Below are 24,825 nucleotides of genomic sequence, written 5' to 3' on the forward strand. Positions count from 1 at the left end.
GATCCTCAATGGTCTGGACAAGGGCAGCGCCTACGCGTTGATCGCGCTTGGCCTGACCCTGATCTTCGGCACGCTGGGCGTGGTGAATTTCGCGCACGGCGCGCTCTTCATGCTGGGCGCGTTCTGCGCTGTTGCGCTCAACAAGCTCTTGTCCCTGCAAAAGGTCGTCCTCAGTGAAACCGAGACCACGGCATGGGGCACGCCGGTCGAGATCCGTACCCCCTACGTGGAAGCTTGGTTCGGTGACCTCGGCAGGCTGCTGGTCGACTACTCGGTCCCGGTCTCCATCCTGGTCGCCATTCCCTTCATGCTGATCGTGGGCGTGGTCATGGAGCGCGGCCTGATCAAGCATTTCTATAAGCGCCCGCACGCCGAACAGATCCTGGTGACCTTCGGGCTCGCCATCGTGCTGCAGGAGATCATCAAGGCCTGGTTCGGGGCCAATCCGATCCCGCAGCCGGCGCCCGAGGATCTTCGTGGAATGGTCGATTTCGGGGTCATCATCGGCATCGATGCAGGCAACGTGGTCTATCCGCTCTGGCGTCTCATCTACTTCCTGTTCGCCGCCGTGATCGTCGGCTCGGTCTTCGCATTCCTCCAGTTCACGACCTTCGGCATGGTGGTGCGCGCGGGCATGGCCGACCGGGAGACGGTCGGGCTCCTTGGCATAGACATCGACAAGCGCTTCACCCTGATGTTCGGATTGGCGGCCGTGGTCGCCGGTCTCGCAGGGGTGATGTACACGCCGATCCTCAGCCCCGATTACCACTTGGGCATGGACTTCCTGGTCTTGAGCTTCGTGGTCGTCGTGGTCGGCGGCATGGGCTCTCTGCCCGGCGCGGTCGCAGCGGGTTTCCTGCTCGGCATTCTGCAGTCCTTCGCCTCCATGAACGAGGTGAAGGAGATTTTCCCCGGCATCGACCAGATCATCATTTACCTGATCGCCGTCGTCATTCTTCTGGCAAGGCCGCGCGGTTTGATGGGCCGCAAGGGCGTGATGGAGACCTAAGTCATGATCGAAAAGTATTCAGCAACCAACGACCGGCTCCTATTGATCGCCTTCATCGTGCTTACGCTGGCCGGGCCGATCATCCTGGCGCCCTTCGGCGCGGGCTATCCCGATCTTCTGCAGAAGTTCGCCATCTACGGCATCTTCGCGATCGGCTTCAACATCCTCTTCGGCCTGACCGGATATCTCTCTTTCGGTCACGCGGCCTTTCTGGGTGTCGGCTCCTATGCGGCGGTCTGGTGTTTCAAGCTTCTGTCGATGAACGTGATCCCGGGCGTGATCTTCGCGGTGATCATGGGCGGGCTCTTCTCCGCCCTGATCGGCTTCATATCGCTGCGCCGTTCGGGCATCTACTTCTCGATCCTGACGCTGGCCTTCGCTCAGATGAGCTATAACCTGGCCTACTCGGTCCTGACACCGATCACCAACGGCGAGACCGGGCTGCAGATCACGCTCGACGACCCGCGCGTGCTCGACGGACAGCTGGGCCAGGGCGAATTGCCGCTTTCCAACATTTTCGGGCTGCCGATGCAGGAGACCTGGGAAACCAGCTTCTTGGGCATGACCTTCCACTTCAACGCGGGCTTCTACTTCTGCGCCCTGATCCTGATCGTCGCCTTCTACATCTCCATGCGGATTTTCCGCTCGCCCTTCGGCATGATGCTGCGCGCGGTCAAGTCCAACCAGAACAGGCTCAGCTACACCGGCTTCAACACGCGTCCCTACACGCTTGCGGCCTTCGTGATATCCGGCATGTACGCCGGTCTCGCCGGCGGCCTGCTGGCGGCGACGGATCCGCTCGCGGGCGCCGAGCGCATGCAGTGGACGGCCTCGGGCGAGGTCGTGCTCATGACCATCCTGGGCGGTGCCGGCACCTTGATCGGGCCGGTTCTGGGCGCGGGCCTCATCAAGTACTTCGAGAACATCTTCTCCTCCTTCAACGATCAGATGCTGGAGGCTTTCTTCGGCTTCCTGCCGGAGTCGGTGACCAGCGCCCTGGTCTGGGTCTCGAGCGCCTTCGTGGGCGAAGGCTGGCATCTGACGCTGGGCGTGATCTTCATGGCCATCGTGATCTTCCTGCCGGGCGGGCTGATGGAAGGAGTGATGAGGATCATGCGCTTGATCCGTTCCAAGGGTTCGGGCTCCGGAGGAGGTTCGTCCTCCACCGCTGAGCAACCGGCCGAGTAAGGGGAGGGGATCATGTCCATTCTCACGGTACGCAACGTCAACAAGAACTTCGGTGGCCTGAAAGCCCTGAACGAGGTCAACCTCGAGGTCCAGGAAGGCAGCGTTCACGCCATCATCGGGCCCAACGGCGCGGGCAAATCGACTCTGCTCAATTGCTTCATCGGGCGGCTCGATCCGGACACGGGCACCGTGGATTTCGACGGCACGTCGCTCCTGGGCTTGAAGCCGCACCAGATCAATCAGGCGGGCGTCAGCCGCGTCTTCCAGACGCCCGAGATCTTCGGCGACCTGACGCTGCTGGAAAACGTGATGATCCCGGCCTTCGCGCGGCGTGACGGTTCCTTCAAGCTCAACGGCTGGAACCCGGTGCGCGATGAAGACGATGTGCGCGACGACGCCATGAGCATGCTGAAGGAATTGGGGCTGGCCAACCTCGCCATGAATACCGCCGGGCAGCTCTCGCGCGGCGACAAGCGGCGTCTGGAATTGGCCATGTGCCTGGTGCAGAAGCCCAAGCTCCTGCTGCTCGACGAGCCGACGGCCGGCATGGCGCGCGCCGACACCAACCGCACCATCGATCTCTTGAAGACCATCGCGGGCCGTGGGATTACCATGGTGGTGATCGAACACGACATGCACGTGGTCTTCTCCCTGGCGGAGCGCATCTCCGTTCTTGCTCAGGGAACCATCATCGCCGAGGACGTGCCCGAGAAGATCAAGGGCAATCCGAAGGTGCAGGAAGCCTATCTGGGAGGAGCGCACCTATGAGCCAGGCAGAAAAGCAAGACAGCGAGGTTCAGCCGCATTCTTCCCGCGTGCCGCCGAAGCGCGCGCAGGGCGGCTCGACCGCCTACGTTTCGGTGTGGGACCTGCACGCCTATTACGGCGAGAGCTACATCGTCCAGGGCGTCTCCTTCGACGTCCGTGAGGGAGAGATCGTGGCGCTGCTGGGCCGTAACGGCGCCGGCAAGACCTCGACGCTGCGCGCGCTGGCGCGGGTCGACGATCCCGCCCTCAAGCACGGTGAGGTGTGGCTCGATCACAAGCCGCTCCATAACATGCGCGCCCATGAAGCGGCGCAGAACGGCATCGGGCTGGTGCCCGAAGACCGCCGCATCATCGCCGGCCTGACGGTCGAGGAGAACCTGCAACTCGCGCAGATCGCACCGCCCAAGGGCTGGTCGATCGATCGCATCTATGAGCTTTTCCCGCGTCTGGCCGAGCGCCGCCGGCAGGAGGGCACCACAATGTCGGGCGGCGAGCAGCAAATGCTGGCCATCGCCCGCGCCCTGGCCCGCGACGTCAAGCTGCTGCTGCTGGACGAGCCCTATGAGGGCCTCGCGCCCGTGATCGTGCAGGAGATCGAGAAGACCTTGGTCAAGATCAAGGAACTCGGCATGACCACCATCATCGTCGAACAGAATGCCATCGCCGCCCTCAACCTCGCCGACCGCGCGATTATTCTGGACATGGGGCAGGTGGTCTACGACGGCACGGCGCAAGAGGTGCTGGACGACGCCGAGCTGCGTCAGGAGTACCTGGCGATCTGATTCCCGGCGGCGGGCTCTCAAGAGGGGCGCAAGACCCTGAAGAGAACCGCCGTTTTCCGGCAAGGGGGTTCACGCCGGAATGCGCATTCTTCTGGCTTGTTGGGGTACCTTTGGCGAGGTGCGTCCGTACCTTTGGTTGTCCCGCGAGCTGATGCAGGCGGGGCACCGGGTCACCGTCGCCGGACCCGCTATCTTCTCAAGGACCTTCGATCAGGTCGCTGAAAACTACCTTCCCCTGCCGCCTGAGCTGGGCGCTCGGTCCCATGACCCTGCGTTCCTGGGCCGTCTCTTCGACGCCCGGCAAGGACTTGAGCAGTTGCTGTCCGAGCTTTTGGACCCGGCGGCCGCCGCGCAGCGCGAAGCCGTCGCCCGGCTGCTGGCCGGTGCGGAGTCCCAGGCGACCCCCTTTGAGCGCGCCTTCGTCAGCTGGACCGCCTGTGGCGCCTTCGTCGCCTGCCGGGAAGCGGGCCTGCCGACGGTTCAGTGCCATCTCTATCCCCAGTCCCTGTTTCCTGCAGAAGACCTGCCGGTCTTCATGCGCTGGCCGCGCCTTACCGGGCGGCTGCAAGGTGGGGGCGCCTCACGGGCATCGGCCTCTCAATTGCGAGCGGCGATCCACCGCTATGCCCAAGCGCTCATGCCCGCGCTGACGGCCCTCCAGGTTTCAGCAGGCTGGCCGCCGGAGAGCCGCGGCCCCTTGCCCTTGGCCGCGCCCTGGCCCCGTCTGGCGCTCTTCCCGGAGAGCTTCCTCAAGCGACCGGAGCCGGGCGTGAGCCATCTCGCCAACCATTGGGCAAGCCGAACCGGAACGCCGCCACCCGCGGTGTCCCGCTTTCTCGACGAGGGACCTCCGCCCGTCGTCGTCAGCCTGGGTTCGGTCTCCGCAGGCGCCCCCAAAGCGCTGCTGGCGGAGCTTGCTCAGGCGCTGGAGCATCTCGGGGAGCGCGCGGTGCTGCTCCTCGGACTGCTTCAGCAGGGGGTGGAGCGTCGTTCCGGATCGCTGTTGCTGGCCGGCGACGTCTGGCCCACCACGGTGCTGCCGCGCGCGAAGGCGGTGGTGCATCACGCTGGCATGGGCAGCCTGCAGGAAGCCTTGGCGCAGGGGCTTCCCGCCTTGGCCTTGCCGCGCGGCTTCGACCAGCTCGACAACGCGCAGCGGTTGGTGCGGCTGGGCCTCGGTCTGCATCTGCCGCCCGCGCTCCAGAGCGGCGCCGTCCTGCGCGACAGCCTGGATGCCTTGCGGTCGGACGAGGCCTTGGCGAGCCGGGCCGAGACCTGGGCTCGCGAGCGTCGTCTGGAACAGGGTGTGACGCCGGAAGAGGCCCTGGCGCTCGTCTAGGCAGTCTGGTCGCCGCCGTGCGAAGCTGTCCGGGTGATTTGGCAAAGCAGGGAGGAAAGCGCCATGGCCCGCCACACCCCCGTCACCCCGGACAGGCTGAGCGAGGCGCAGGCCGCCTTCTGGCGCGAGGTCACCGAGGGCGACCGGAAGCGCGTCAAGAAGCCGGAGGACTTTCTGGACGAGAACGGGAGCCTCAGGGGGCCTTTCGGACCCTGGCTGCACCTGCCCGAAACGGCGCTCTCCGTCCTTCAGGTAAGCAGCGCGCTGCGCTTCAAGGGACGTTTGCCTGCCCGGCAGCGGGAGATCGCCATACTCTGCGTGGCGGCGCACTGGCGCGCCGATTACGTGTGGCGTTCGCACGAGGCCTTCTCGCTGAAAGAGGGGATCGGCCCGGACTCCATCGCAGCGATCAAGGAGGGCCGCCCGCCCGCAGAGCCCGACGAAAGGGTCATATTCGATGTGGCATGGCCGCTGCTCACCCGGGGCCGGGTGCCCGGCGAAGCCTTCGACGCTGCGAAGCAGGCGCTGGGAGAATCTCTTCTGGTGGAGTTGGTGCTGCTGGTCGGCCAGTACAGTCTCGTCGCCATGACTGTCGGGGCCTTCGAGGTTCCCGCCGCACCGGGCGCCGAACCGGTGTTTACTTGATAAACCCTGGAAGCCCGCGTCTATCGGGCTACACTCTTGGCCGGGAGAAACTCTTGAATTCAGGGAGACAGAAATGAGCAAACCCGTCCTTTACGGCTTCGATGGAAGCACCTACGTCCGCACGGTGCGCATGGTCCTGCACGACAAAGGCGCCGACTACGATCAGGTTCCGGTCAACGTGCTGGAGGGCGAGCCCAAGCAGCCCGAGCATCTGGAGCGCAATCCCTTCGGCAAGGTCCCGGTGCTGGATCATGACGGCATGCGGATCCTGGAGACCTGCGCCATCGCGCCCTATCTGGACGAGGTGCTGGAGGGGCCGTCCCTGACACCCGATAACGCCAGGGACCGCGCGCGGATGCGCAGCGCCATGGGCATCATCGATTCCTACGGCTACGGGGCCCTGGTCGGTGTCGCGGGCTATCACCTCTTCCCCGATTTCATCGGCGGCCAGAACGAGGAGATGCGCAAGGACTGCATCGCCAAGTCCAAGCTGGTGCTGACCGAGCTCATGAAGATCCGCGGCGACGATCCCTATATCGCCGGGGTCAATCCCTCGCTCGCCGACTACTACCTGGCCCCGATCTGCTTTTATGTGAGCCTCACGCCCGATGCGGAGGCCGTCTTCGGCGTGCCGGGCTTCGCGGACTGGTGGAACCGGGTGCAGGAGTTGGAGAGCTACAAGCGCACCGAACCCGATCTCGGCTGAGCGGTCCCTCGGTGTGAGCCTTGGAGCTTAGCGTAGAGTTGGGCGGCCGGCGGGTTACTCGCCTGCCGCCGCCTCGGGCTCCCGCAGGTGGCGCATCTCACCCCAGGCTTGGCGCAGGATATGGAAGGCCGACCAGGAAAAGAGCCCGGCCATCAGCCCCGCCACGATCAAGTCGGGCCAGGCCGTGCCGCTGATCCAGACGCCGAGCGCCGCCGCCATCACCGCAAGGTTGCCGATGGCGTCGTTGCGGCTGCAGAGCCAGACCGAGCGCACGTTCGCATCGCCGTCGCGGTGGGGCAGCAGCAGCCAGACGGACCCGAGATTCGCCGCCAAGGCCAGAAAGCCGATTGCACCCATGACCTCGGCGTGCGGCGTTTCCAGCACGAAGACGTCATAGGCTGTCGAGCCGAAGATCCAAAGCCCCATCACCGCCAGACTGACGCCCTTCAAAAGCGCAACCGAGGCGCGTAGGCGAAGGGACTTCCCGATGACAAAAAGGCTGAGGGCGTAGGTCGCCGTGTCTGCGAAAAAGTCCAGGGCGTCGGCCTGCAAGGCGCGCGATCCGGCGAGCGCACCAGCGGACATCTCCACGACGAACATGATGCCGTTGATCGCGATCACGGCGAGCAGTGCGCGACGGTAGGCCTTCGACAGTCCGTCGAAGTTCATCGTCTGTCCACAGCAGTCTCCGCTCATCCCTTTTCCTTTACTAGATCGTTGACGGGGCGATCATACCACTCATGACCTGAGGCCTGCCGGCGGCAGTTGCAAGGGCGAATGCTGCACTTAGCCGCATCCGCCGGCCCTCAGGTTTATCCAGACCATAACCCATCTGGGGAATGCGCCCGACGCCGGGACCTTGCATATTCGAGCATGTACGCTGTGGAGAGATTAGGGGGGCCTTCTTCTCTCCGGACTCCTTGGGGGCCAGGGTGTCAAAAAGCGTCTAGGGGCCGGCAGGCAGCCAAAGAGCGAGCCACCGGCCCCTTACCTTTCTTCAGCGGATCATTTAGCCAGCGGCAACCGTGTTGCCAGCGCCAGGCGGATTACGTCCGAGCGGCTGCGGCAATTGAGCTTGGACAGGACCGACTTGATCTGTCTGCGCACAGTCTCTTCGGCGACCTGCCGCCGCTCCGCGATCTCCTTGGTCGAGGCGCCGCGGACCAGCAGCTGGGTCACCTCGTTCTCTGCCTCCGTCAAAAGGCCCATGGCCGTGATTCCTTCGGCGGTCAGCCCGTCGCTGTCTTCCGGGTCCACAAGGAAGACGAGAGCGCTCCGGAAGTCGGGTTCCAATTCCGCGAGCGGGTCGGCCACCGCGCTTACCGTGACGAGGTAGGCCGGACCTCCACCGCGCCGTTCGACCGTCAGGACGCCCTGGGCGTGGATACCTTCACCCAAAGCGGTCGCGAGCGCGTCCGAGCAGGCTTTGCGCAGCGCCCGGTTGGCCGGCTCCTGGATCGCCGACAGATGATTGCGGCTATCGCGGAAGAGCGAATCCTTGGCCGCCAGGATCTTCGAGGCCTTTGCGTTGGAATGGATGATCTCTGCCTTGCGGTCGACCAGCAGCGCACCGATGCCCAGATGGTCCAGCGCACCCAAGGTGGCGTTGAAGCGTTCCCTCAGCCGGTCGAAGACCCTCATCATGCGGATCGATTGGCTGATGATGGGCGCGGTGAGCGTGATGAGCGCGGAGTCCGCTTCATTGATTTGCGGTTTTTCGTGGGAGGTGTAGAGGATCAGGACCTCGTGACCCGGACCGTAGTCGTTCAGTTTCATGCCGAGACGTTCGGCCATGTCGATCCGCTCTTTCAGAAAGCGCCGCATCCTGCTTTCAGGAAGCGCGCTGCCCCGTGGGATCTTCAGCATCTCCCACTCCGTGAGCAACGTGTGGGCGTTGCTGGCGAGGATCGCCTCGTCGTAGACCGCTTCTTGGTCCAGCACCCCGTCTTCCTGCATCAGCGCGAAGAGGTCCTGCCATTGATCCCGGATCGCGCGGCCCAGTCCAAGACCCTGAGGAACGCCAGTGATGAGGTCGCTGGCTCCGATCGCGGCGCTCTTCAGGCCGAACCCCTCGGTCATGAGGTCGCAGACCTCATGCCATCGCGTTGCATCGGCGGCGGCGTCGAGGGCGCGGGCTACGACTTTCAAGGCGGCGTCTTGAGACATGATTCCTTGGGGCCTCTCCCTTGCATTCGGCGACGCTGTACGGGCGTAACCGCTCTCCATTCGCGTATAACGTCTTGATTTTCTCAAGGTCATGAAACAAGGGCCCAGCGGTGGTTTGCAAGGCATTTGATGAATTCCATGGCAGTCAGCGCCTTGGGAAAGGGAAAGGCATGCTGTCTCAGTTCCTTTTGCCGCGGGGCGCGCTGAGTTCTATTATGGTGCTTAGCTCCTTCTTATTAGGGGAGCGAAAGCTGATCGGCGCCAGGGATGCGACCGAACGACATCAGCGACACTATGGCCTAGGCGGAAAGGAGGTTTAGATGCTTCCGCCCGACCAGAAATAGCCCCGCCAGGGAGGCCCCTTGGCGGGGCTTTTCTTTTTGGCGGCACAGGCGTGGGCCTGCGGCAGATTCCGCTTTACGCGGTTGGCGCGACAGGCGCAGCGTTTGTTTTGAGAAGAGAGTTGGTCCTCGCATGTTGCGTTATTGGACCCTCGGATCGGAGGTTAGGCGCAATGGCATCGTCCCATGAAACTTTGTCCGAGGGCGCGGACGCCGCCGCAACCCGTCCTGCAATGCTGGACCTCGCGGCTTACCCCCCGAATCAGCGCCTGCGGGGCCTTGATGCGACCGCCGATAACGTGACGCTGACCTGGGAGGATGCTGCGGAAGTCACGCTTCCCGCCATCTGGTTCCGGGACAACTGCCCCTGTCCCTCCTGCCGCCATGAACAAACGCTGGAGCGGCGCTACCTGTTTTTGGACGACCAGCCCCCGCGCGTGGAGAAGGCCGCTCTGATTGGGGAGGGGCACCTCCAGCTTCTCTACGCGGACGGTCACGCATCCGAGTTCGACGCCGGTTGGCTGCGCCACCATGCGCTTGATCTGCCGGGGTCTCATGAGAACGATCCGCCGCTCTGGGGCGCCGGGCATGAGATCGCGAGGCTTTCCCACGAGCAGGTGATGGACAGCGAGGCCGGCCTGTCCGAGTGGCTCGGCGTCATCCTGCGCGACGGTCTGGCGATCCTGGAGGGCATGCCGGCCGAACCCGGCGAGATGGTGAAGGTGGTGCGCCGGGTGCAGGAGCCGAAGCCGACCAACTTCGGGCCGACCTTCGAGGTCATGACGCATCCCAAGCCGGTCTCCAGCGCCTACACCGCCATGGGGCTGGAGCCGCATGCCGACCTGATCAACTATGCCGTCCCGCCGGACTTTCAGGTCCTGGCCTGCCTGAAGAACGACGCCAAGGGAGGCGGGTCGATCTTCGTCAACGCCCATGCTGTGGCAAAGGCCCTGAACGAGACCTCGCCCGGCGCTTTCGAGATCCTCTCGCAGACGCCGGTGGAGTTCCGCTTCCACGACGAGAGCTGCGATATCCGCCACCAGGCCCCGGTCATCGAGCTGGACCGGGGCGGGCAGGTGCGCCGCCTTCGCTTCAACAACTGGCTGCGCGGCACGCTGGTGGCGCCCGGTTGGCGGGCCGCAGCCTGGTATGCCGCCTACGCGGAACTCTGGTCGCTGGTGCGCGATCCGCGCTTCCGGGTTACGCCGAGGCTGAAAGCGGGCGAGATGGTGGTCTTCGACAACGTGCGGGTGCTTCATGGGCGCGAGGCCTACGACCCGGCGAGCGGTGGCCGGCATCTTCAGGGCTGCTACATGGACCGCGACTGGGTCCTCAGCCGGCTGCGGCTGTCGGAACGGACGACGGGACGCTCGACGGTCTGACCTCAGCCTTCCGGGCCAGGCGCTTCTTCACCCTGGGCGATCTCAAGGATCAGCTTTCGGACCAGGGCGCTGACGAACTCCTCCGGGCTGTCCACAGAGAGGGCGAAGGAGCCGGTCCCCACGATCACGTCGTTCTCGTAGTGGTCCAGGAGCGGACTGCCGCCGGGTCCCGTGAGCCCGCCGCTTCGGTAGTTGAGAGCGAGCGCGTTGACGACGACGCCGGCGTTCAGAGCCTCTTGCCGCACGGCCGAAAGGGAAAGCCCCCCGCGCTGGCCCGCATCGCCCGAAACGTCGATCACCAGGCGCTCGCCGAAGAACGCGTTCTCCTCCATCCACCTCTGGCAGAAGGCGATGGCGTTGCTGATCGAGTTCCAGCCCACCGCTTTTCGGGGCGCGGCCAGGACCTCCAGCGCAAAGGCCTCGGCGTCCTCGGCCGAGGCGATCCGGGTCCAGCCGACGATCGGGTTCATGGAGTCCGCGCCGCCCCATTCCATCAGCGCGATCGCAATGGAGCCGCGATAGCCCGAGCTTATCAACTCGACCACATCCGGATGGGTAATGGCGGTCGCGTACGCTTGTCTTTGGAAGACGAACTCATCCTCTTCGATCGAGCCCGATCCATCGACGGCGAGGCAAAGCTCGACATCGACCCGTGTAAGCCCGTCCTGAGCGGCGGCAGAGCGCGCCGCCGACAGGAAGACCACGAGCGCGAGGACCGCAAAAGGCCAGCATGGGAATCCGCGAACTGTCATGGCGAAGGGACCTTTCTTCGTCCTAGGCAAGGCGGGCGCCTTCTCGATTAGAAAATGGGTCACTTTTCCGCCGGGTCAAAAGAGAGGCGGGCGAATTCGGACGTCCTTTGCCTGAGCGGTGCGACGCTATAAACTCATGAGAGTATGGAAACCGGCAGGAAACAGGTTCAGACCATGATCAAAGGACTGCATCACGCGGCCTACCGCTGCCGCGACTCAGAGGAGACGCGGCGCTTCTATGAGGACTTCCTGGGTCTTCCCCTGGCGCGCGCCTTTGAGATACGGCAGACCAAGACCGGCCGGGAGACCAAGGTCCTGCATTCCTTCTACCGGATGGGTGACGGCTCCAACATCGCCTTCTTCGAAGCCCCGGGAAGTCCCTTCGACTTCAAGGAGCAGCACGACTTCGACCTGCACATCGCCCTGGAGGTCGACATGCAGACGCTGGAGGCCATGCGCGAGAAGGGTCTGGATGAGGGGCGCCACGTCCGCGGGCCCGCCGATCACGGCTTCATCCGGTCGATCTATTTCCGCGACCCGAATGGCTATGTCGTCGAGCTGACCGCTAAAACCGGCGAGGGCGAGGAAGCCGAAGAGGATGCGCGGGCGGCCCTGGACTCCTGGCAAGCCGATAAGAGCGCCTAGCGAATCCGGCAGTAGCCCGGCAGGGGAAGACGGCGGGAGGCGGCTGTCTCATCCGCTGCGTAGAGACCGCCGGAGTGGCGCGGGCAATCCCGCGCCAGGCCGATCTGGATCAAGCGGCGCGCCAAGTCCTCTTCTCCTGAAAAACACCGCGCAACCACGCGCCTGTGGGAGCGCTCGCCGCTGTCGATGCAGGTGATCTCGCGCCGCTCCGCCAGGGCGCGCAGGGCCGCCGTCGCCTCGGCGCCGCCCGGCTCGTCGCGCTCCGGCGCGCTGACGCCCATCAGCCGGATGCGGCGCCCGTCGGCCAGATCCAGCGTATCGCCGTCGATGACCTTCACGACCTCGCCTGAAAAGCGCGCTTGCTGGCCCCAACCCAGCCCGATGGGCAAAGCGAGCAAGAGAACCAGGACCAGGAGCAAGACGGCACGCATGCCGCCATCTTAAAGCAAGAGAGAAATTAAATAGAGCCCGTATTAAGGGAACTTCTTTCTTTTTCCCTCTGCCCACGCGATCCCCTATTCCTGACCGGCCTTCCAGGCTTCGTAGCGCTTGCGGGTCTCTTCGTTGGGCGGATAGAGGCCGGGCAGGGCGACACCGCGCTCGACCTCGGACAGAAGCCAGCCCTCCAGTCGCTCCTGCTCGACGCCGGCCTCGACCACCGGTCCGACCATCGCCTGGGGTATCACCACGGCACCGTCCGCGTCCGCCACGATCACATCGCCGGGGAAGACCGCGACGCCGCCACAGCCGATCGGCTCCTGCCAGCCGACGAAGGTGAGACCCGCAATGGAGGGCGGGGCGGAGACGCCGCGCGCCCAGACCGGCAGACCGGCCGCCAGCACGCCTTCGCCGTCGCGCATCACGCCGTCGGTGACGAGTCCCGCGACACCCCGTTTTGCCATGCGGCTGACCAGGATGTCGCCGAAGACTCCGGCCTCCTGATTGCCCATGCCGTCGATGACGGCGATGCAGCCCTCAGGCATCTCCTCGATCGCCGCCCGGGTGGAGCGGGGTGAACTCCAGCTTTCCGGCGTCGCCAGATCCTCGCGCATGGGCACGAACCTGAGGGTGAAGGCCTCCCCGACAAGGCGCGCGTCGCCGGCCCGGAGCGGCTTGGGGCCGCGCATCCAGCTGTTGCGCACACCCTTCTTCAAAAGCACCGTGGTGAGGGTCGCCGTGGTGATTTTCCGAAGGGACTCTTTCTGCTCGGCCGTAAGCGTCATAACCTCTCTCCTGCTGCTTGCAAGTTACTGAATAGCGGTCGTTTTCTGCCCTAAAGCGTCATGCCTTTTGTGCATTGCTGCCTTGCCGCGGGACAGCTTGTGCGGGCTGTTCGGCGAGATCATATTCCGGTCAGTCCTCACCGCCGGTGGGATCGGAACCAGCTTACTATGGAGACAAGCCATGCAGGCGCTCAGCAACAACGTGGGTCTCTCCTTCGTTCTGGCCATTGTTATCCTCTGCGCCATTTCTCTCGTGGCCTGAAGCGAAACGATGGATCGGACGATTTAGATGACTTATCGAAATCGCTGAAAGCCCCGCCGAAATGCGGGGCTTTCTTGCGTCTGGGCCTTGAGGTCCGGAATGAACCGCCCCGTCCCGCCTGTCACTTGGCCATGCCCCGCTTGCGCTCCCGCAGCGATATGTAGACACCGCTTCCCGTCACGACGGCAATCCCTATCCAGGTCCAGCTATCGGGGAAATCTCCGAAGAAGAAATAGCCGACAAGGGTCATGGTGACGATCTCGCTATAGCCGAAGGGTGCGAGCAGCGAGGCCTCTCCCCAGTCATAAGCCTTGATGACGCAGAGATGCCCGACCGCTGCGATCAGGCCCATGGAGGCCATCAAGGCCAGGTCCGTCAGGGTGGGCGTCTTCCAGAACCAGGGCAGAAGAAGGGTCATGAGCAGCGCGCCGAGCAATGCGGTGAAGGCGAGGGTGACCAGGGCCGGCGAGGTCCCCGAAAGCCGCCGGGTGGCGAGCAGGTAGAAGGCGAACGTCGTGCCCCCGGCAAGCGCCAGCAGCGCGCCGAGGTCGAAGACGCCCAGACCCGGCCGGATGATGATCAAGACACCCAGGAACCCGACGCCGACGGCGGAAAAGCGCCGCACGCCGACCTGCTCGCCGAGCAGCCAGGGCGAGAGCGCGGTCACGATGAGGGGCGCCACGAAGACCAAGGCAAGGGCGTCTGCCAGCGGCATGCGTGCGATGGCGGCGAAGAAGAGAGCCGTTGATCCTAGAAGCAACCCGCCGCGCACGATCTGCGCCGTCATTCTCGGCGGGGCCAGACCGCGCGGCCCGAAGCGGAGCAACACCAGCGGCGCGATCAGGAAGAAGTGAAAGAAGTAGCGGGCCCAGACGATCTGCACCAGATCGTAGCGCTCGCTGAGCGCCTTGGCGGTCGCGTCCATGAAGGGGACGATCATCATGGCGAGCAGCAGCAGGCCGATGGCGGCGAGGGGCCGGTCTGCCTGGCCGCGCCGTTGGGCCGCATCCGGGCCTGTGCCGGGTGTCGGCGCCAGGCGCGCGTTTGGGGGAGTGGAGGCCATGACGAAGGGGTTTCCTTTGCCGGAGGCGAAGAGGATCAGCGCTCGCGAAGGCGACCTTCATACGTCAGAAACCCCTCCTGGGCAAAGGGGTGTGACGGCTTGGCGTTTCGCGGCCTCGTTCACTCAATGCTAATAAAATACTGCTATCAGCCAAGGTGATACTGAAAGGAGTGGGCCGCAAACGTCATGCGAGACTTCCGTAGTGCCTATGCCGTTGTGTTCGGCATCTGTGTCTTTCTGCTGACAGCCGTCATGTTGCCGGTCCATGCCGGAGTCGATTGGCGTTTTGCTTTGCCGGGCGGCGCCGTCGCCGGTGTCTGCCTGACCGGCCTGTTCCTTCTGCTCGCGCCGAAGAACCGCTAGCCGGGTCTCGCCCCCTTCTTTTCCTAGTTGCTCTCGGCCACCTGCGCTGCGCGGGGCGCTTCCGGCTCGATGCCTTGGGCTTGCGCCTCGGCGTCGCTAATCAGCGGCTGGCCGCTCTTGTAGATCTGCAACATCACGGCATGGAGCGAGCTGGCCCAAGTGGCGACCACTTGACGCTCATCGAGCAGCCCTGTCTGCCCATCCCAGTAGCCGCTGTTGGCGAGCTTGATGAAGGGCTCGGTGAAGACGCCCCGGCGGTCATCGGCTGGGCTATAGATATAGAATGTCTTAAGGGTTTGCGTGACGGGCCCAGCGACCATGGGAAGCATGCCGTTCTGGCCGTTCTCGCGCCAGCCGATCACCGGGATCGCGGTCAGGTACTGGCGCCAGTTTTCACGCGTCCATTCCCGTACGTCCACGAAGTGCGGCTCTTCGTCCGGCCGGGTCTGGCCACTCAGCATCTCCCGTACGAATCCGGTGATCGCGTCCTTGACGCGCAGGGCGACCATCAAGGTATCCGGATTGGCTGGTACGACGATATCGGACATGGAATAGCGACCCCTGGTTTGTTCCTAGTGGGTCTCTTCTACTCCAATAAGATTAAAAAAGGCCATATCTTCTTCAAGTAAGGGATTTGGCGGCTTTTTATGGCCTAATCCGCGGGGCCTGCAGCGGGTTCGATGGAGAGGATATCCCGGAGCCCTTCTTCAGCCGCTATCAAGCTCTTGCTGTTTTCGATAAGGCCAACCGATAGGGCAGCGCCGCCCGCGGCGAGGACGATCACCAAGGCGATCAAGGTCCTGTTCACCGCAACCTCTGACCGCCTGAAACTGCGCCGCAGCGCGCCGACGGGCTGTTGAAGGCGTTCGCTTCGCATGGCCGCCCTCCCTTGGGCCTAAAGCCTTATTAGGCCCAATATATAGTAGGTTTCAGCAAAAGAGGATATTAAATTTTATATATCTCTCATAGAGGGCTAGCAAACCTATCCTTCTGGGAGTCTGGCGGCGGGCCTAAAGCTAGGTCTGGCGTGCGGGACTGAGGCTGCTGTTCGGCTCCTTCAGAGTTTCCGGCGCGCCGCGCAGGCTGTCGAGCAGCGATTGGGAGATGCGCCCGTCCACCGGAAGGCCGGCATCGGACTGGTAGGCGCCGATCGCCGCGCGCGTCGCCGGGCCGACGATTCCGTCCACGGTCGTCTGATAGTAGCCACGCTCGGCCAGTTCGCGCTGCACCTCGACGACCAGCGGATCGCTGCTGGGCTGCTGGGCGTAGGCCTTGGGGCTGGCGAACTTCATATGATCCAGAAGTTCCTTGGAGGCGCGTCCGGTGACCTTGAGGTCCGCAGTCCTTTGGTAGGCGCGGATCGCGGCGCGGGTGCGCGGCCCCATGACGCCGTCGACGGCGCCGGGACGGTAGCCAAGTTCGATGAGCTCTTCCTGGATTCCCACCACGGTGGCCCGCGCCATGCCGGGCGACATCTGTTCAAGGGTCGTCTCCCGCTGGCTTTGGGCCAGGGAAGAGTGCGGCGCCGCCGCCACAGCGGCCAGCGCAAGGACGATCATGAGAGGTAGCAGTCGAGCGCGCATCCGGCTTGCCCTCCTAGGTCAATGACGAGCTTCGCAGTCTATTCGGGTGTTCTACGACGAGATTTGACCGGGTATCCCCGCAAGTTCTCCATGACGATCATGAAGGCCTGTCCATCGAGAAGACCTCGCGCACCACGGCGTAATCCATGTATCCCAGCCGGGCCAGCGGCTGATAGCGGGTGACGTCGACAAGCCCCTTTTCGTTCAGGACGCTTTCGTCGATGTGGAAGGCGACCACCTGGCCCAGCACCATGAAGTTACCCGCCTCGGGGTCGTCGCTCGGCAACTCGATGGTTTCCAGATAGCGGCATTCCATGTGAATGGGCGAGGCCTTGACCCGGGGCGGCGCCACAAGCCTGGAGGGCACCATCTCGAGGTCGGCCAGGGCCGCCTCGTCGACAGCGCGGGCGACCGGGGCGGAGGTCTTGTTCATCGCCTCGCGCAGGTCCCAGGTCGCGAGATTGCAGACGAATTCCCCTGTCGTCTCCGCATTGTGCTGGCTGTCCTTCAGACCGCTGGCCCGTGACCGCCCGTTGGGTGCGAAGAAGACGATGGGCGGGCTGTCGGCCAGCGCGTTGAAAAAGCTGTAGGGTGCCAGGTTCACCACGCCGTCTTCGTCCAGGGTCGTGATCCAGCCGATCGGGCGCGGCGCCACGATGGCCTTGAAGGGATTATGCGGCAGCCCTTGTTCCTTGTGCTGGCCCGGCTCGAAGAACAGCGTCATCGGGTGCATCCTTTTCGGTTGGGAGAGGAATCGGAAGAAAAGACTAGCGCAGTCTGCATTGCGCGGCGGCCTGATATCCACCTTGCAGTTCGCCCGTTTCGTTGAAAAAGCCAACGGCCGAAGCGCCGCCTGTCTGCGGCCAGCGGAACACGACGAAGCCCTTCGCCAGATCAAGCCGGATCACGTAGTGCCCCTTGTCCTGAAGGGTGGCCGCGCGATCGCCAAAAATGGCGAGGCTGCCCGCGATCCTGGTTTCCGCGCCGTCCACGGTCAGGGAAAAGGGCTGACCCACTTTCAGCCAGCTGCACCCAAAGGTCCTGGCTTGAGCCCAGCCGTCCCCCGCCAGCAGCAGTCCCGCGGCGAGCGCCATCATGCCGAACATCCCTCTCATGTCGTCCCTCCCTTTCTCCATTCTCTCTCCTTCGAACACTATAGGGCGCGAGGGGCCGCGGGAAACCCACGCACGATTTAGAGAGTTTTAAGCTAATTGCGCGAAGCTTCCCCGAAACACCTTCGAGGGGAGAACGACCGAATGGCGGCACAGCAGCGGGCTCGCAACGCCAACGCGCGCGGAGACTTCGCGGCGCTTCGCGACCGGGTTTGCGCGCAGCCGGAAGCGGACAGCGTGCTTGAGATCGCGTTGGCGCCGGCTGCGCCCGGCCAACTGCTCGACCATCTCATGGACGACGGCCGCTGTGTCTTCGCAGCGGCGCCAGAGCCCACCTTGCGCGAACTGATCGACTATCACGCCACGACGGAGAACGTGGCCCCTGAAGACGTGCCGCTGGCGGAGTTGAAGCCGCCCCCAGCGGATGTCTGGGCGCGCTACTGCGCGGGACGCGAGAAGGCCGAGGGGGCGCAGGACAGCGGCTGGACCAAGAAGGGCGACTGCCTGGTGCTCCAGAGCCTGGTCTTTCCCCAGACATTCCGGCAGGAGATGCGGGTTCTGGCCGCGATCAGCGAAGATTCCGCTTTGGCCGCCGGGCGCGGGCTCTACCTCGCTTTCGGCGCCTTGAGCGCCGTCGGGGAGGCGGCGGCCGAGCCTTTCCTTCTGCTGCCCGTTGCCCTGGAGCGCCCGAAGGCGAACGAGACGCGGCTTCACTGGCGTGAAACCCCACCCTTCGTCAATCCAAACGTGATCGACCTCTTGGGCGAAGCCGACGCCGCGAAGCTCCCGGCCCTGGGCGACCGTCCGGAGATCGAAGCATTTCTCCAGGCCGCCGACGAGGTGGTCGCCCGCAACCCGGACCTGAAGTTGGAGAAGGGGCTGTCGCTCCGCTGCATGGCGCTGGCGGATGCCTGGTCCTTGCGCGACCTGCGCCGCGCCGCCTGGGAAATGTCCGACGATCTTGGCGGATCAGCCGCTCTTCGCCTGCTTTCCGGTGACGACAAGGAGGCAGGCGGCGAACTCCCGCCTGCCGGGGCGGATGTCTTGGACGAGACGCTTGAGACCCCGCTGCCCTTTGACGCAGGGCAGGGCACCTTGATCGCAGCGGCGATGGCCGGCAGGCCGGTCCTGGCGCTCGGCTCGCCCGAAACCGGTAAGACCCACGCCGCCGCCGCGCTGGCCGCTGCTTTCCTGGGAGACGGGAAGACGGTGCTCTATCTCTCCGGGCAGTCCCGGTCCCGCCAGCTCTTCGCAGAGCGCCTGCGCGAGGCCGCCCTTGGCGGTCACCTTCTGGCGCTCGAACCCGACGGGCTGACCGTTGCCTCTCTGTCGGCTGCCTTGACGGGCCCTGACAAGGCTCCCGAGGGTGAAGACGCAGAGTCGGCTCTGCTGGCGGCGCGTGAGGCTCTGGAGCCCTTGCGAAAGGAACTTCAGAGCCTGCAGGCCGCGAACGAAAGCCCGCTGGGCGCCCTCGCGCTCAAGGTCAACAACATCCTCTTCGAGCTGGGCCGTCTGAAACTCGAGCATCCGCGCCTTCAAAGGGTGCTGCCCGAGGCCCCCGGCTTCGACCCGCTGGCCATTGACGACAAGAAGCGCCGGGCCGCCAAGGAGCGGCTGCTGGCAACGGAGGCGGCGGTCGCGAAGGTTTCCGCCGGGCGCCCGCTGGCACAGCATCCCTGGGCGGGAGTGACGGAACTGAGCCTGGCCGATGAGGAGCCGCGCAAGGCTTTCCTGGAGAAGACGGAGACCTTGCGAGACGCTCTCAAAGCCCTCTCCAAGGCCCTGAACCGCGACGTCGCGGCTCTCGACAAGTCGATCCCATTGAATGACGAGCTGCTCGCCGATCTGCGCAGCCTTGCGCACGACCGCGAAGCGCTGGAAGCGGAGCGTGAGCGGATCCTCGCTGCGGCGGGACTGGCCGGGCGCGTGCTGGACGGTTTGCGCATCAAAGCCAGTAACGAGCCTGCCGCGATCCTGGCGGTGGAGAAAATGGTGGCCTTCGCCAAGGAGCCTCCAGAGGTTCTGGATCAGGTTCCGCGCTCTCTTCTGACCGAGTATGACCTTGACGACCGTCTGGAGGCGATCGAGCCGGACCTGATGCGGCTGGTCGAAGCGGCGGAGCTTCTGTCCAGCAGTTTCGATCTGGAGAAACTAAGGGCGCTGGGCCAGGAGCGGTTGCGCGAGATGGCCCAGGTCTTGCGCAAACGCGGGCTCTTCAAGTCGAGTGATTCACAATGGCGCGCGGCGCGCAGCGACCTCAAGAAGGTGCGCCGCCTGAAGGGCCGGGCGGCCGATGCGCTGATGCCGGACCTTCTGGAGGCGGCCGCGCAGTTCTTCGATGACGAGGCGGCCTTCTTCGAGGAGTCGGAGGCCGGGCATCTGCTGGGTGAGGACTTGGAGAGCGCGGCCTTCTGGCATGCTGCCTTCAAGGAGGGACGGGATTGGGTCACGCGGGTCGAGGAGGCCTTCGACAGCGGCTTTGCCCGTCAGGTGCAGATCGGTCCGGCGCTGATCGCCCTCGAGTTGCCGGAACTGGCGAAGATCGCCGAGACCGAGCAGGACGAAGCCTTCGCCGATCTCCGCTGGACGGCCGGGCAGCTGGCCGCCGCCGATCGGGACTGGGGCTTTGCCAAGGCCTCGGCTTGGAGCGGGTATCTCGGAAGCAGGATTTCGGCGGAGAACGCGAGGCACTTCAGCCGGGTGAAGTGTAAGGAGCCGGTCGACCTCTTGGCCCTGGCCAGCGGGCTCGCCACCGAGCTCGCCAACTACGACGCTGCCTGGGACAGCTTTATCAAGGCCGCGAACCTGCGGCAGTCCTTCTGGCTGCCCGGCGATGAAAAGACCGTCGCCAAACGCCTTCAGCGCGTGGAGCACGCCCTGTCCGATCCCGAGAGTCTGACGGAGTGGGTGGCTCTGATGACGCTGCTCAACAAGGACCGGGAACCGGGCGTGGTTGAGATCATGAAGGCGGTGGTCGCCGGAGCCGTGCCGAAGGCCGGTGCTTGCGACCTCTATGACCTGCTGCTCTTCCAGGGGCTCGCCAAGGCGGCGGAGGAGCAGTTCCCCCAGATCGGGAAGTATGACGCTGAGGCGCGCGAAGCCCTTCTAGCCGACTATCTGGCCGCCGAGGCGGCGCTGCGTGAGGCGCTTGCGAAGGTGACCGCGCAGGCTTGGACGAAGAAGCGCTCAAGTTCCCCGAACGTCCCGGAGGCGCCTTCCGAGGGTTCGCTGGAGGCTTTCTTCGCCAAGCTGCTGGAGGGTGAGGCTAGCGCCGCTTGGCCCTGCATGGCGATGACCCCGGATATGGCGGCCCGTTTGCTGCCGGCCAAGGCGCAGCTGTTCGATCTGGTGATCCTGGACGACGCCGATTGCGTGGGAGAGCGCGCGATGCTGCCGGGACTCTTGCGCGCGAAACAACTCGCCGCCTTTGCCGATCCCCTGCCGCAGGGCGACCCCTATTGGCCGGGCGTGACGGCTCTGCTGCGCGAGGCTCTGCCGAGGGTGGAGTTCTCCCGCCATTACGGCGCCCTGCCGGACGCGCTGGCCTTGCCGATCGCCAAGCTTGCCCCCTTCGATGCGATTGACCTCTCGATCCAGCGCCGGGACCCCGAGAGCGCTCCGGCGCTGTTGCTGCGCAACGAGTGGTGCGAGGGCGCCCGCAACCTGGATCCGCAGCGCGAGGCGAAGGCCGTCGCCGCCGCCGTCGTTGCCTACATGAAGCTCGGTCTACCGGAGAGCCTGGCCGTGGTCACGCTGGACGAGGCGCAGGCACAGCGCATCGAACAGCACCTGGATCTGGCTTTTGAGGAGCAGCCCGATCTGGCCGCGCACCTCGCTGGTCCGAAAGAGGGTGGGGAGCCGCTGGTCATCGCGCCGCTGTCCGAGCTTCCCGCCCTGACCCGGGATGTGATCATCCTGTCGCCCGCCATCGACAAGACGGGTTTGGCCGCTTCGACCTTGGAGCGCCTGCCGGGCCTGCTGCTGAGGCACCGGGGACGGCTGGAGATCTTCTGCGGCCTGGAGCCCAAAGCCGTGGCGGCCGCTGGGGGCAAGGAGCCTCTCGGCGAACTCCTGGCCTTGCTGGTGGCGCGCGGCGCCTCGCTTTCCGGTGGCGATCAGGCCCTGCCGAAGCGCGAGCTCGGCCGCCTGGAGCGTTCGATCGACAGGGCTCTCTCCCTGAAGGGCCTTCAGGTGCGCCCGGACCTCGTCGATCCGAGGGGCTTCTTCCTGATCGAAGAGGGAAAGGCGCCTTTCACGCCTCTGCTGCGCCTGCGTCTGGATAGGGGCGAGGGGCAGAAGCGCGCAAGTCTTCGCGACCGGGAGCTGCCGGTGCAGGCGCGAGAGCGAGCGATTGGCTGGACCTCGGGTTTCCTGACGGCCGGCTGCTGGAGCCGTGACCCCCAAAAGGCCCTCGACCGCCTTGCCGAGCAGGTTCTTGAGGTCGCCCGGCAATCCCGGGTCGGCGAGAAGCGCCAGGCTTGAGGAAAGCGGCATGCGAGAGGCGCTTTTCCCAAGGGGTCGGGAAGTAGTTGAAGAGCATTTTCATTAAACCGTTCTTAACCTCCCCCGTGCGAGAGTTGGGACAAGCGGAACAAGTGAGGCCCGAGAATCGGGCCCGTAAGAGGAAAAGGGGTGTCTGCAAATGTCGCAGCACGATTACGAGCAAAAACCGAATATCACCGTCGTCGGTGTCGGCGGCGCGGGTGGGAACGCGGTCAACAACATGATCGAATCCAACCTTGAGGGTGTGGATTTCGTGGTCGCCAATACCGATGCCCAGGCGCTGAAACACTCGCTCTGTCAAAATCGCGTTCAGCTCGGCAGCGGGCTCGGCGCGGGTGCTGTGGCCGACGTCGGACGTCAGGCCGCCGAAGACTCCGCTGAGGACATCCGCAAATGCCTTGAAGGCGCGAACATGGCCTTCATCACCGCCGGCATGGGTGGCGGTACCGGCACCGGGGCTGCGCCGGTCGTCGCGCGCATCGCCAAGGAGATGGGCATCCTGACCATCGGCGTGGTGACCAAGCCGTTCCACTTCGAGGGCAGCCACCGCATGCGCTCCGCCGAAAAGGGCATTGAGACCCTGGAAGGCAACGTCGACACCATGATCATGATCCCGAACCAGAACCTGTTCCGGGTCTGCGATGCCAACACGACCTTCGCCGACGCCTTCAAGATGGCCGACGGCGTGCTGCACTCCGGCGTGCGCAGCGTCACCGATCTGATCGTGATGCCCGGCCTCATCAACCTCGACTTCGCCGATATCCGCTCGGTCATGCACAACATGGGTAAGGCCATGATGGGCATGGGCGAGGGCAGCGGCGAGGAGCGCGCCACCAAGGCCGCGCAGGCCGCCATCACCAACCCCTTGCTCGACGACGTGTCCATGCAGGGCGCCCAGGGTGTGCTGATCAACATCACCGGCGGCATGGACATGACCCTCTTCGAGGTCGACGAGGTCGCCAACCGCATTCGCGAAGAGGTGGACCCCGAGGCTCAGATCATCTTCGGCTCCGCCTTCGACGAGACGATGGAAGGCTCCCTGCGCGTCTCCGTGGTCGCGACCGGGTTCGACCGCGAGGCGCACCTGCGCCGCCAGAAGGCGATGGAGGAAGAGGCCGCAAAACGCAAAGAGGCCGGCAGCAGCCGACCCTTCACCGTGGTCGCGGGCGATAAGAAGGAAGAAGAGAGCCTTGCCGCTCCTGAAACGGCGGCCGCTGAAGGCGACGCCGCTCCCGATTGGCTGAAGCCGGTTTCCGACGACGAGACCCCTGGCAACGCTCTCGCGAATCTCGACACGCCGGAGCCCGAGGCTGACGCCGAGGAGCACGACGTCCCAGAGCCGGAGAACGCGGAGCGCGAGGCTTCACACTCTGCCGACGAAGAGCCCGGCGATAGCGAGCCCGCGGAAGAAGAAGACGCGCTCGCCGAGCCCGTGGCCGCTGAGGCCGCGCCCGCTGAGCCCGAACAGGCATCGGACGAGGACCAGGGGTCGGATGGCGTCGAGCCTGAGAGCGAGCCGGTCGTCGCCGCCGCCTCCGGCGAGATCGACAAAGACCTGGTCGAGGATGTCACCAACTGGATCACCAAGGCCTACATCGAAGACGATGCCTCGGCTCCTGACGCTTCGAGCGAGCAGGTCTCCGCAGAGGCGGCCGACGCCGGGTCCGATGATGTCGCGGCGAGCCTTTCCAAGATCTGGAATGAGACCGGCGCTTCGAAGAAAAGCGAGACCAAGGCGGTCAACGGTCACAATGGCCACAACGGCTCCTCCAACGGTGTCGATGTCTCCAGCATCTTCCTGGACGGCTCCGCCGATGGTGGCGATCAGGCCGAAGCCGAGGCCGACGGCCACACCGGCGACGGCCACGCGGATGACCACCAGGCGGACGACGATCTGGAGAAGGATGAAGTCGCCGCCCGGTCCAGCCAGCGCGATGACGACGACCAGCATCCTGGTGGATCGGACAGCCTGAATGACAGCGACGACGTCTCGATCGAGGAGGACGAAGAAGAGGAGGCCGAGGTGCCTCAGCGCGCTTCGGGGTTCTTCAGCGGGCTGCGCCGCGGCTTCAATAAGCCGACCCGTGACGAGCAGACCGGCAAGGCCGTGCTCGAACGGCTGCGCGGCTGCCAGCGCGTGAACACCGGGGAGGCTTAAGTCCGCCCCGCCGACCGCTCCTGATGATAGGGAAAAGGCCCCGGAAACCGGGGCCTTTTTCTTGTTCCTGTCCTGGGAGAAAGCGTTGGAGCCTCACCTAGCGCGGCTTCAGCGCGCTGCGCACCTCGTCGATGAAGACATCGAGACTGAAGGGCTTGGCGAGGAACTTGACGCGGCCATCCTTCATCAGGTCGCCAGCCGCCTTTTCGTCGAAATACCCGGACATCAGGATGATGCGCATGTGAGGGCGGAGGAGGCGGATCCGGTGCGCCAGGCTCGCGCCGTCGAGGGACGGCATGGAGATGTCGGAGACCAGTAGGTCGAAGCTGCCTGGCGCCTTGGAGAAGGCCTGCCAAGCCTCTTCGCCGCTCTCGGTGCTGACGACATAGTATCCGGCCTGCTCGAGAGTGAGGCGCACGGAGTTGCGCATCATCGGATCGTCGTCCGCCAGCAGCACCCGTTTTCCGGACTCAGCCTTCTTGATTCCTTCCGCGGCTCCGCCTTCGGGTTCGACGGCGGCGGGTTTGGGCATGAGGCGGCGCAGGATATGGGCCGAAGCTTCCGCTTCGCGCCTCAAGCTGTCGCGCGAAGGGGCATCGCCCCCTGAGGGCTTCTGGTCCTGTTTTTGTGGAGATGGAGAGGCGCCTGAGGGAGCTGATTTGCCTGAAGCTGGCACAGCTCTATCCGATCCGACGGCATGCAAAAAGCGGCCGGTAGTGCTTTTCTCGTCGGTTGAGCGGACTTGCCCCGGACGCTTCTTGCCGGGTTCTTCCTCGTCGCTCATGCCGGGAACCGCACCTTGAAACGGCACATTTACCCCCTCCGTAGACCCATC

Annotated in this window: 24 protein-coding genes; 12 read left to right on the top strand and 12 right to left on the bottom strand. The window is 64.7% G+C overall.

Features of this window, described 5'->3' with window-relative positions; genetic code table 11:
* The first annotated feature begins 1 nt into the window (after position 1).
* The 7 genes from P8X75_03665 (at position 2) to P8X75_03695 (ending at position 6,437) form a co-directional block, all read left to right on the top strand.
* A complete protein-coding gene (locus tag P8X75_03665) occupies positions 2–1,009 on the top strand; it encodes a branched-chain amino acid ABC transporter permease (protein MEJ1994297.1) in 1,008 nt (335 codons plus the stop codon).
* 3 nt (positions 1,010–1,012) lie between these two features.
* The gene (locus P8X75_03670) at positions 1,013–2,197 is read left to right on the top strand and encodes a branched-chain amino acid ABC transporter permease (GenBank protein MEJ1994298.1); all 1,185 of its coding nucleotides are present in this window, start codon (positions 1,013–1,015) and stop codon (positions 2,195–2,197) included.
* A 12-nt stretch (positions 2,198–2,209) separates the two neighbouring features.
* Positions 2,210–2,965 (top strand): ABC transporter ATP-binding protein, encoded by a 756-nt coding sequence (locus P8X75_03675; GenBank protein MEJ1994299.1) that lies wholly within the window; start codon positions 2,210–2,212, stop codon positions 2,963–2,965.
* A complete protein-coding gene (locus tag P8X75_03680) occupies positions 2,962–3,747 on the top strand; it encodes an ABC transporter ATP-binding protein (protein MEJ1994300.1) in 786 nt (261 codons plus the stop codon). The genes P8X75_03675 and P8X75_03680 overlap by 4 nt, the downstream gene beginning before the upstream one ends.
* A gap of 79 nt (positions 3,748–3,826) precedes the next feature.
* Positions 3,827–5,086, top strand: coding sequence for a glycosyltransferase (locus tag P8X75_03685; protein ID MEJ1994301.1), 1,260 nt, complete (start codon positions 3,827–3,829; stop codon positions 5,084–5,086).
* A gap of 63 nt (positions 5,087–5,149) precedes the next feature.
* A complete protein-coding gene (locus tag P8X75_03690; GenBank protein MEJ1994302.1) occupies positions 5,150–5,731 on the top strand; it encodes a carboxymuconolactone decarboxylase family protein in 582 nt (193 codons plus the stop codon).
* 73 nt (positions 5,732–5,804) lie between these two features.
* Positions 5,805–6,437, top strand: a complete 633-nt coding sequence (locus tag P8X75_03695) for a glutathione S-transferase family protein (protein ID MEJ1994303.1) — start codon at positions 5,805–5,807, stop codon at positions 6,435–6,437.
* A gap of 54 nt (positions 6,438–6,491) precedes the next feature.
* Here P8X75_03695 and P8X75_03700 read toward each other — a convergent pair whose 3' ends face one another.
* A complete protein-coding gene (locus P8X75_03700; protein MEJ1994304.1) occupies positions 6,492–7,133 on the bottom strand; it encodes a cation transporter in 642 nt (213 codons plus the stop codon).
* Positions 7,134–7,442: 309 nt separating this feature from the next.
* Positions 7,443–8,603 carry a helix-turn-helix transcriptional regulator gene (locus tag P8X75_03705; protein MEJ1994305.1) on the bottom strand — a complete coding sequence of 387 codons (1,161 nt, stop codon included), beginning with the start codon at positions 8,601–8,603 and terminating at the stop codon, positions 7,443–7,445.
* Positions 8,604–9,117: 514 nt separating this feature from the next.
* On the opposite strand from P8X75_03705, the gene P8X75_03710 reads away from it, so the two are divergent.
* Entirely contained in the window at positions 9,118–10,326 is a 1,209-nt protein-coding gene (locus P8X75_03710) for a TauD/TfdA family dioxygenase (GenBank protein MEJ1994306.1), read from the top strand.
* A 2-nt stretch (positions 10,327–10,328) separates the two neighbouring features.
* Here P8X75_03710 and P8X75_03715 read toward each other — a convergent pair whose 3' ends face one another.
* Positions 10,329–11,078 carry a DUF1194 domain-containing protein gene (locus tag P8X75_03715; GenBank protein MEJ1994307.1) on the bottom strand — a complete coding sequence of 250 codons (750 nt, stop codon included), beginning with the start codon at positions 11,076–11,078 and terminating at the stop codon, positions 10,329–10,331.
* Positions 11,079–11,252: 174 nt separating this feature from the next.
* Here P8X75_03715 and P8X75_03720 point away from each other — a divergent pair, with 174 nt between their 5' ends.
* Entirely contained in the window at positions 11,253–11,723 is a 471-nt protein-coding gene (locus tag P8X75_03720; protein MEJ1994308.1) for a VOC family protein, read from the top strand.
* Here the strand turns inward: P8X75_03720 and P8X75_03725 are convergent.
* The 3 genes from P8X75_03725 to P8X75_03735 form a co-directional block, all read right to left on the bottom strand.
* Positions 11,720–12,154 carry a thermonuclease family protein gene (locus P8X75_03725; GenBank protein MEJ1994309.1) on the bottom strand — a complete coding sequence of 145 codons (435 nt, stop codon included), beginning with the start codon at positions 12,152–12,154 and terminating at the stop codon, positions 11,720–11,722. The genes P8X75_03720 and P8X75_03725 overlap by 4 nt on opposite strands.
* A gap of 84 nt (positions 12,155–12,238) precedes the next feature.
* On the bottom strand, positions 12,239–12,946 hold the full coding sequence (locus P8X75_03730; GenBank protein ID MEJ1994310.1) for a ribonuclease activity regulator RraA: 708 nt from the start codon (positions 12,944–12,946) through the stop codon (positions 12,239–12,241).
* A gap of 383 nt (positions 12,947–13,329) precedes the next feature.
* The gene (locus P8X75_03735; protein ID MEJ1994311.1) at positions 13,330–14,271 is read right to left on the bottom strand and encodes a DMT family transporter; all 942 of its coding nucleotides are present in this window, start codon (positions 14,269–14,271) and stop codon (positions 13,330–13,332) included.
* A gap of 186 nt (positions 14,272–14,457) precedes the next feature.
* Here P8X75_03735 and P8X75_03740 point away from each other — a divergent pair, with 186 nt between their 5' ends.
* On the top strand, positions 14,458–14,634 hold the full coding sequence (locus tag P8X75_03740) for a hypothetical protein (protein MEJ1994312.1): 177 nt from the start codon (positions 14,458–14,460) through the stop codon (positions 14,632–14,634).
* 23 nt (positions 14,635–14,657) lie between these two features.
* On the opposite strand, the gene P8X75_03745 is transcribed toward P8X75_03740, so the two are convergent.
* The 5 genes from P8X75_03745 to P8X75_03765 all read right to left on the bottom strand — a co-directional run bounded on the left by P8X75_03745 (position 14,658) and on the right by P8X75_03765 (position 17,314).
* Positions 14,658–15,182 (bottom strand): hypothetical protein, encoded by a 525-nt coding sequence (locus tag P8X75_03745; GenBank protein ID MEJ1994313.1) that lies wholly within the window; start codon positions 15,180–15,182, stop codon positions 14,658–14,660.
* Between the two features lie 104 nt (positions 15,183–15,286).
* Positions 15,287–15,511 (bottom strand): hypothetical protein, encoded by a 225-nt coding sequence (locus tag P8X75_03750; GenBank protein MEJ1994314.1) that lies wholly within the window; start codon positions 15,509–15,511, stop codon positions 15,287–15,289.
* 139 nt (positions 15,512–15,650) lie between these two features.
* Positions 15,651–16,217, bottom strand: coding sequence for a peptidoglycan-binding domain-containing protein (locus P8X75_03755; protein ID MEJ1994315.1), 567 nt, complete (start codon positions 16,215–16,217; stop codon positions 15,651–15,653).
* 97 nt (positions 16,218–16,314) lie between these two features.
* Positions 16,315–16,941 (bottom strand): flavin reductase family protein, encoded by a 627-nt coding sequence (locus P8X75_03760; GenBank protein ID MEJ1994316.1) that lies wholly within the window; start codon positions 16,939–16,941, stop codon positions 16,315–16,317.
* Positions 16,942–16,984: 43 nt separating this feature from the next.
* Positions 16,985–17,314, bottom strand: a complete 330-nt coding sequence (locus P8X75_03765) for a hypothetical protein (GenBank protein MEJ1994317.1) — start codon at positions 17,312–17,314, stop codon at positions 16,985–16,987.
* Between the two features lie 159 nt (positions 17,315–17,473).
* On the opposite strand from P8X75_03765, the gene P8X75_03770 reads away from it, so the two are divergent.
* Positions 17,474–21,811, top strand: a complete 4,338-nt coding sequence (locus P8X75_03770; GenBank protein MEJ1994318.1) for a hypothetical protein — start codon at positions 17,474–17,476, stop codon at positions 21,809–21,811.
* 160 nt (positions 21,812–21,971) lie between these two features.
* Positions 21,972–23,990, top strand: a complete 2,019-nt coding sequence (gene ftsZ / locus P8X75_03775; GenBank protein MEJ1994319.1) for a cell division protein FtsZ — start codon at positions 21,972–21,974, stop codon at positions 23,988–23,990.
* 97 nt (positions 23,991–24,087) lie between these two features.
* Here ftsZ and P8X75_03780 read toward each other — a convergent pair whose 3' ends face one another.
* On the bottom strand, positions 24,088–24,567 hold the full coding sequence (locus tag P8X75_03780) for a response regulator (protein MEJ1994320.1): 480 nt from the start codon (positions 24,565–24,567) through the stop codon (positions 24,088–24,090).
* Between the last annotated feature and the right edge of the window lie 258 nt (positions 24,568–24,825).

It is taken from the genome of Limibacillus sp., from assembly GCA_037379885.1.
GTDB lineage: Bacteria > Pseudomonadota > Alphaproteobacteria > Kiloniellales > CECT-8803 > JARRJC01.

Bases quoted from the DNA above. Each gene is read 5' to 3' on its own strand.
- P8X75_03670 (MEJ1994298.1), top strand. From the start codon at position 1,013: ATGATCGAAAAGTATTCAGCAACCAACGACCGGCTCCTATTGATCGCC.
- P8X75_03675 (MEJ1994299.1), top strand. From the start codon at position 2,210: ATGTCCATTCTCACGGTACGCAACGTCAACAAGAACTTCGGTGGCCTG.
- P8X75_03680 (MEJ1994300.1), top strand. From the start codon at position 2,962: ATGAGCCAGGCAGAAAAGCAAGACAGCGAGGTTCAGCCGCATTCTTCC.
- P8X75_03685 (MEJ1994301.1), top strand. From the start codon at position 3,827: ATGCGCATTCTTCTGGCTTGTTGGGGTACCTTTGGCGAGGTGCGTCCG.
- P8X75_03690 (MEJ1994302.1), top strand. From the start codon at position 5,150: ATGGCCCGCCACACCCCCGTCACCCCGGACAGGCTGAGCGAGGCGCAG.
- P8X75_03695 (MEJ1994303.1), top strand. From the start codon at position 5,805: ATGAGCAAACCCGTCCTTTACGGCTTCGATGGAAGCACCTACGTCCGC.
- P8X75_03700 (MEJ1994304.1), bottom strand. From the start codon at position 7,133: ATGAGCGGAGACTGCTGTGGACAGACGATGAACTTCGACGGACTGTCG.
- P8X75_03705 (MEJ1994305.1), bottom strand. From the start codon at position 8,603: ATGTCTCAAGACGCCGCCTTGAAAGTCGTAGCCCGCGCCCTCGACGCC.
- P8X75_03710 (MEJ1994306.1), top strand. From the start codon at position 9,118: ATGGCATCGTCCCATGAAACTTTGTCCGAGGGCGCGGACGCCGCCGCA.
- P8X75_03715 (MEJ1994307.1), bottom strand. From the start codon at position 11,078: ATGACAGTTCGCGGATTCCCATGCTGGCCTTTTGCGGTCCTCGCGCTC.
- P8X75_03720 (MEJ1994308.1), top strand. From the start codon at position 11,253: ATGATCAAAGGACTGCATCACGCGGCCTACCGCTGCCGCGACTCAGAG.
- P8X75_03725 (MEJ1994309.1), bottom strand. From the start codon at position 12,154: ATGCGTGCCGTCTTGCTCCTGGTCCTGGTTCTCTTGCTCGCTTTGCCC.
- P8X75_03730 (MEJ1994310.1), bottom strand. From the start codon at position 12,946: ATGACGCTTACGGCCGAGCAGAAAGAGTCCCTTCGGAAAATCACCACG.
- P8X75_03735 (MEJ1994311.1), bottom strand. From the start codon at position 14,271: ATGGCCTCCACTCCCCCAAACGCGCGCCTGGCGCCGACACCCGGCACA.
- P8X75_03740 (MEJ1994312.1), top strand. From the start codon at position 14,458: ATGCGAGACTTCCGTAGTGCCTATGCCGTTGTGTTCGGCATCTGTGTC.
- P8X75_03745 (MEJ1994313.1), bottom strand. From the start codon at position 15,182: ATGTCCGATATCGTCGTACCAGCCAATCCGGATACCTTGATGGTCGCC.
- P8X75_03750 (MEJ1994314.1), bottom strand. From the start codon at position 15,511: ATGCGAAGCGAACGCCTTCAACAGCCCGTCGGCGCGCTGCGGCGCAGT.
- P8X75_03755 (MEJ1994315.1), bottom strand. From the start codon at position 16,217: ATGCGCGCTCGACTGCTACCTCTCATGATCGTCCTTGCGCTGGCCGCT.
- P8X75_03760 (MEJ1994316.1), bottom strand. From the start codon at position 16,941: ATGACGCTGTTCTTCGAGCCGGGCCAGCACAAGGAACAAGGGCTGCCG.
- P8X75_03765 (MEJ1994317.1), bottom strand. From the start codon at position 17,314: ATGATGGCGCTCGCCGCGGGACTGCTGCTGGCGGGGGACGGCTGGGCT.
- P8X75_03770 (MEJ1994318.1), top strand. From the start codon at position 17,474: ATGGCGGCACAGCAGCGGGCTCGCAACGCCAACGCGCGCGGAGACTTC.
- ftsZ (MEJ1994319.1), top strand. From the start codon at position 21,972: ATGTCGCAGCACGATTACGAGCAAAAACCGAATATCACCGTCGTCGGT.